Here is a 5,486-nt window from a genome sequence, read left to right as displayed (position 1 = left end):
GTCGAAGCCCTGCGGACCGGAGGGCCCGGCGCAGCAGCCGCCCTGCGGCAACAGCACCACGCCGACGCGCGTCGTGTCGGCGTGCGCCGCCAGCGCGGCCAGGGCGGCCGGGCTCGGCCGCGGCCCGGCCGGGAGGGTGAGCAGCGAACCGGCCGCCAGCCGGTCCACGGCCAGCCGGTCCAGGTCCCGCGGTGAGCCCAGATGCAGGTCCAGCGGCAGGCCGTCGGCCTCCGCCAGCTCCAGCAGCGTCGCGAGATGGCCTTCCGGATCCGGGTCGGCGTGCGGACGTCCGCCCAGCGCGTGGACGCCGACGCGCGCTGCCTCGCGCAGCAACGCGCTGGCCTCGTGCGCCGCCGCTCCCGTCAACTGGCCTGGCATGGCGGTGATCTGGAGGTCCATCAGTCCGCGCAGGTCGCGCGCCGCCGCCAGCGCGGCGTCGAGCCGGGCGAGGCCGGTGGCCGGAGCGACCAGGACGTGGGTGCGCACGACGGTCGCGCCGTAGCCGAGATACGTCAGCGCGGCCTCGGTGATCCGACGGCGCAGGTCGTCGTCGCCCGCGGGGTCGCAGACGCCGGCGGTCAGCGCCTCGTCCAGATGGGCGTGCGGTTCGGCGGGCGCCGGAAGCAGCAGGTAGCCGCCCAGGTCGAGCCGCTCGGCGGCGCGCAGGGAACCGGTGGGGCCGACGGCTTCGATCCGCTCCCCGTTGAGGCGGACGTCCACCGTCCGTCCGTCGGACAGGCGGGCGCCGGTCAGCAGCAGGCCGCCCGGACCCTCGGCGCCGGGCTCCGCCTCGGTTCCGGCCTCAGCTCCCATGGCCCGCATCCATGCCGGAATCGCTCCCTCGCTCGCAAGATCGCAGACCAGTGAGCCTAGGGCCCGGCGGACGGGCCGTCCGGGAGGCGCGTGGGGTGCGCGGGCCAGGGCGGGATTAGTCGTACCGGGTGGCGCTGAACGGATTTCACGGTTGGGCTGCGGACCGTGTAATGTCTTCCCCGTTCGCCCCTATAGCTCAGTCGGTAGAGCGTCTCCATGGTAAGGAGAAGGTCTGCGGTTCGATTCCGCATGGGGGCTCGGATGAGAGGGTCCCCCGCATCCCAGCGGGGTACGCGATCGTCGTGGCGGTGTAGCTCAGTTGGTAGAGCAAGCGGCTCATAATCGCTGTGTCACCGGTTCAAGTCCGGTCACCGCTACCACGCCTGTAGCCGATTTTCGGGTAACCACTCAATCGGCTACTCTTGTCTGTCTGTAACGTTGTCTGTCCGAGGAAGGCACTCCCGTGGCCGCCACTGATGTCCGTCCGAAGATCACGCTGGCGTGCGTGGAGTGCAAGGAGCGGAACTACATCACCAAGAAGAACCGGCGTAACGACCCGGACCGTCTTGAGATGAAGAAGCACTGCCCCCGCTGCAACGCTCACACCGCGCACCGCGAGACCCGCTGACCCCGAGGCCGCAAGGCACCGGGTCGGTCTCGACCGAATGGTTTTCAGGCGAAGGCCGCTCCCAGTTCATGGGGGCGGCCTTTCGTCGTGTCCGCATCCGCACACCATGCACCAAGCACCCCCGTCACGTCAGGAGTCACGCATGCCGCTGGACCCCGCCTTCGTCGGGCGGACCTACCCGCCCACCCCGGCCTACGAGGTGGGCCGGGAGAAGATCCGCGAGTTCGCCGAGGCCGTCCGCGACGCCAACCCGGCGTACACGGACCGCGAGGCCGCCAAGGCCCTCGGCCACCCGGACGTGGTCGCCCCGCCGACCTTCCCCTTCGTGATCACCTACCGGGCCGCCGGGCAGGTCGTCCAGGATCCGGAGCTGGGCCTGGACTTCAGCCGCGTCGTCCACGGCGACCAGCGCTTCGTCTACAACCGCCCGGTCCGGGCCGGCGACCGGCTGAGCGTGACCTGTGTGATCGACTCGATCAAGTCGCTCGCCGGCAACGACATCCTCTCGGTGCGCGGCGAGGTGGCCGACGAGAGCGGCGAGCACGTGGTGACGGCCTACATGACGCTGGTGGCGCGCGCCGCCGAGGGGGAGTGAGCGCAGCGATGAGCGCGATCGTCAACTACGACGAGGTCGAGGTCGGCACCGAGCTGCCGGCGCAGTCCTTCCCGGTGAGCCGGGCCACACTGGTGCAGTACGCAGGAGCCTCCGGCGACTTCAACCCGATCCACTGGAACGAGGCCTTCGCCAAGGGCGTCGGCCTGCCGGACGTGATCGCCCACGGCATGTTCACCATGGCCGAGGCAGTCCGCGTGGTCACCGACTGGGTGGTCGACCCGGGCGCGGTCGTGGAGTACGGCGTCCGTTTCACCAAGCCGGTCGTCGTGCCGAACGACGAGACGGGCGCTGTGATCGAGGTCACCGGCAAGGTGGCGGCCATGCTGGACGACCGCCGCGTCCGCGTGGACCTGGTGGCGACCTGTGCGGGCCAGAAGGTGCTCGGCATGTCCCGGGCCGTCGTCCAGCTGGCCTGAGACCGACCGCCGCCCTCTTGACTGAGTTAGTAATCAACCACTAACTTTGAAACATGGCGAAGACGAGCATGCGGATGAGCGCGGAGGAGCGGCGCGAGAGCGTCGTCCGCGCCGCCATCGTCGAGTTCGCCAATCACGGCTACAACGGCACCTCGACCGCGGCGATCGCCCGCCGGGTCGGGGTGTCGCAGCCGTACCTGTTCCGCCTGTTCGAGAACAAGAGGGCGCTCTTCGAGGCGGCTGTCCGCCGCTGCACGGAGGAGATCAAGCAGAGCTTCCTCCAGGCCGCCGAGGGCAAGCACGGCGAGGAGGCCCGCCATGCGATGGCCGAGGTCTACTTCGAGCTGATCGGGGACAGGTCGCGGCTGCTCATGCAGCTCCAGATGTACGTCTCCGCGGCGGCCGCCGAGGCCGCCGGCGATCACGAGGTGGGCGAGGCCGTCCGGACCCTCTGGACGGACCTGTGGGACACGGTGGCCGCGGCCTCCGGTGCGACGCCGGAGGAGATCACCGAGTTCTTCGCCTACGGGATGCTGATCAACAACCTGGTCGCCATGGGCTTTCCGGTGGACCACCGCCTGTGGCAGGGCTTCGGTAAGGACTACCTCGGGTGTCCGGTGGTCTGATCTGCCGAAGCGTGTTTTTTTGCCCGTCAAAGTTATTGATCGATCACTTTCAAATCGCGCCTGGGGGATATCATGCGCAAGATCAGCCCGGCGGTCTGGGCCTTCGTCATCACCAGTACCGCAGGCTTCATGGCCGCCCTCGACAACCTCGTGGTGACCACGGCCCTGCCGTCCATCCGGGCCCACCTCGGCGGCGGCATCACCGACCTCGAGTGGACCGTCAACGCCTACACCCTGACCTTCGCCGTGCTGCTGATGTTCGGCGCGGCCCTCGGCGACCGCTTCGGACGGCGACGGCTCTTCACCATCGGCCTCGGGCTGTTCACGCTCTCCTCGCTGGCCGCCGCGCTCGCGCCGGACATCGGCGCGCTGGTCGCGGCCCGCGCCGCGCAGGGCGTCGGAGCGGCGCTGCTGACCCCGGTCAGCCTCACCCTGCTCACCGCCGCGGTCCCGCCCGCCCGGCGCGGACTCGCCTTCGGCGCCTGGGGAGCGGTCAACGGCATGGCCGTCGCGCTCGGCCCGCTGATCGGCGGGACCGTCGTCGAACACCTCTCCTGGCAGTGGATCTTCGCGCTGAACGTCCCCATCGGCCTCGCGCTGCTGCCGCTGGCCCGCCTGCGGCTGACCGAGTCCCACGGCCCCAACAGCCGCCTCGACGTGGTCGGCACCGCGCTGGCCAGCGCCGGCCTCTTCGGCATCGTCTACGGCCTGATCCGCGGCAACTCCGACGGCTGGACCAGCGCGCCGGTGCTCTCCGGGCTGGTGGTCGGCGCCGCGCTGCTGGTCGCCTTCGTGGTCTGGGAGTCCCGCACCTCCACGCCGCTGCTGCCGCTGCGCCTCTTCCGGATCCGCACCTTCTCCGCCGTCAACACGGCCTCCATGCTGATGTCGCTCGGCATGTTCGGGTCGATCTTCCTGCTCAGCCAGTTCCTCCAGAACGTCCAGGGCTACAGCCCGATGACAGCGGGCGTGCGGATGCTCCCGTGGACCGGCATGCCGATGCTCGTCGCCCCGCTGGCCGGCCTGCTGGTCGACCGGATCGGCGGCCGGGTGGTCATCGCGATGGGCCTGGCCCTGCAGACCGTCGGGCTGGCCTGGTTCGCGCTGATCGTCTCCCCGCACGTCAGTTACCTCTCCCAGGTCCCGCCGCTGGTCCTCTCGGGCACGGGCATGGCGCTGTTCTTCGCTCCGGTCGCCGCCGTGCTGATGGGTTCCGTCCGACCGCAGGAGCAGGGCGTGGCCTCCGGCGCGAACAACGCGCTCCGCGAGGTGGGCGGCGCGCTCGGCGTCGCCGTGCTGACGTCGGTCTTCACCGCGCACGGCAGCTACGCCAGCGGCCAGAGCTATGTGAACGGCCTCACCCCGGCCCTGTGGGTGGGCGCGGCCGCCATCGCCGCCGCGACGGTCGCGATCCTCTTCGCCCCGCGCCGCTCCCGCAGCGCGGCCGCCCAGCCCGTCGCCTCCGGCGAGCCCGCGCCCTCGAACGCGTCGGACACCGTCGACACCACCCCGACCCCGGTCGCCTGACGCCGGGCGCACCGGCCCGTGGGCCGAGGAACAGGCGGAGCCCCGAGGATATCCAGCCCCGGGGCTCCGCTGTCTCGCGACCACAACACACCCATGTCCGGGGCCCGGGCCCGGGAAGGACCCGCCGGGGCCGGCGGCGCTCCCCGGGCCTTCGGCCGGGCGGATCCGGCTCGCCCAGGGCTTGCGCGCGGGGGCCTTCTGCCGTCGGGCTCCGCCCTGCCCCCGCGACCGCGCGTGCCTGGGCCGAGGGCTCGTGAGGGCCGGGCGGGCCGACCCTCGGGGCCTGGGGGCCTGTTCGCGCCGACGGCCGGGGCTCCGCATGAGGGGCCTCCGTCGTCGGACCCTCGCCGACTTGCGACCTCGTGTGCCGAGCCCGCCGACAGGCCCTTGGGTCCTGCGCCCTTCGGCCAGTGTGTGCAGGCGGGGGCCCAGGGCTTCCGCGCGGGGGCTCCGGCCGTGAGGCGCTCGCCCGCGCCCCGGGACCGGGTGCCCCGTGCCCGGCCCCCGCGCCCCGCTCGCCGACCGGTCACGGTCCTGGCCGGTCGAGGCTCGCGCGCGGGGGCGCCGGTCGTCAGGCGCTCGCCCGCGCTCCGGCTCCCGCGCCCCGCCCCCGCGCCTCGTGCCCGGCCCCCGCGCCGCGCGCGCCGACCGGTCACGGTCGGTTGCCGGGCGAGGCTTCCGCGGCCCGTACGCTAGACCCCGTGCAGGAACTCCATGACGCGCCCCTGGCTCCGCTGACCACGCTCCGGATCGGGGGCCCCGCCGCCCGGCTGGTGACGGCGACGACCGACGACGAGGTCGTCGCCGTCGTCCGTGCCGCCGATGCGGCGGGCGAGCCGCTGCCGGTGCTCGGCGGCGGC

6 protein-coding genes, 2 tRNA genes and 1 pseudogene are annotated in these 5,486 nt (G+C 72.3%); 8 read left to right on the top strand and 1 reads right to left on the bottom strand.

The features are described from left to right. The coding region (locus TR50_RS14175; RefSeq protein WP_042420320.1) for a hypothetical protein at positions 1–813 on the bottom strand (813 nt) is incomplete at its 3' end. 185 nt (positions 814–998) lie between these two features. Here TR50_RS14175 and TR50_RS14170 point away from each other — a divergent pair. From TR50_RS14170 to TR50_RS48720, 8 genes and pseudogenes are all read left to right on the top strand, one after another. Continuing rightward, positions 999–1,071 (top strand) — tRNA-Thr (locus tag TR50_RS14170). A gap of 46 nt (positions 1,072–1,117) precedes the next feature. Further along, positions 1,118–1,193: transfer RNA gene (locus TR50_RS14165), tRNA-Met, on the top strand. Between the two features lie 83 nt (positions 1,194–1,276). Continuing rightward, on the top strand, positions 1,277–1,441 hold the full coding sequence (rpmG, locus tag TR50_RS14160; RefSeq protein ID WP_004571794.1) for a 50S ribosomal protein L33: 165 nt from the start codon (positions 1,277–1,279) through the stop codon (positions 1,439–1,441). A gap of 142 nt (positions 1,442–1,583) precedes the next feature. Next, positions 1,584–2,036, top strand: coding sequence for a MaoC family dehydratase N-terminal domain-containing protein (locus TR50_RS14155; RefSeq protein ID WP_042420317.1), 453 nt, complete (start codon positions 1,584–1,586; stop codon positions 2,034–2,036). 8 nt (positions 2,037–2,044) lie between these two features. Beyond that, positions 2,045–2,473, top strand: a complete 429-nt coding sequence (locus TR50_RS14150; RefSeq protein WP_042420314.1) for a MaoC family dehydratase — start codon at positions 2,045–2,047, stop codon at positions 2,471–2,473. Between the two features lie 53 nt (positions 2,474–2,526). After that, positions 2,527–3,099: a TetR/AcrR family transcriptional regulator gene (locus TR50_RS14145; protein WP_236654407.1), complete on the top strand. Its 573-nt coding sequence runs from the start codon at positions 2,527–2,529 to the stop codon at positions 3,097–3,099. Between the two features lie 72 nt (positions 3,100–3,171). Further along, complete coding sequence (locus TR50_RS14140; protein ID WP_042420310.1) at positions 3,172–4,626, top strand: DHA2 family efflux MFS transporter permease subunit; 1,455 nt, start codon at positions 3,172–3,174, stop codon at positions 4,624–4,626. A gap of 662 nt (positions 4,627–5,288) precedes the next feature. Further along, positions 5,289–5,486: pseudogene (locus TR50_RS48720) on the top strand (UDP-N-acetylmuramate dehydrogenase); the annotation flags it as partial.

Source organism: Streptacidiphilus anmyonensis (genome assembly GCF_000787855.1).
Taxonomy (GTDB): domain Bacteria; phylum Actinomycetota; class Actinomycetes; order Streptomycetales; family Streptomycetaceae; genus Streptacidiphilus; species Streptacidiphilus anmyonensis.
This window is presented reverse-complemented; position numbering and strand designations above follow the sequence as displayed.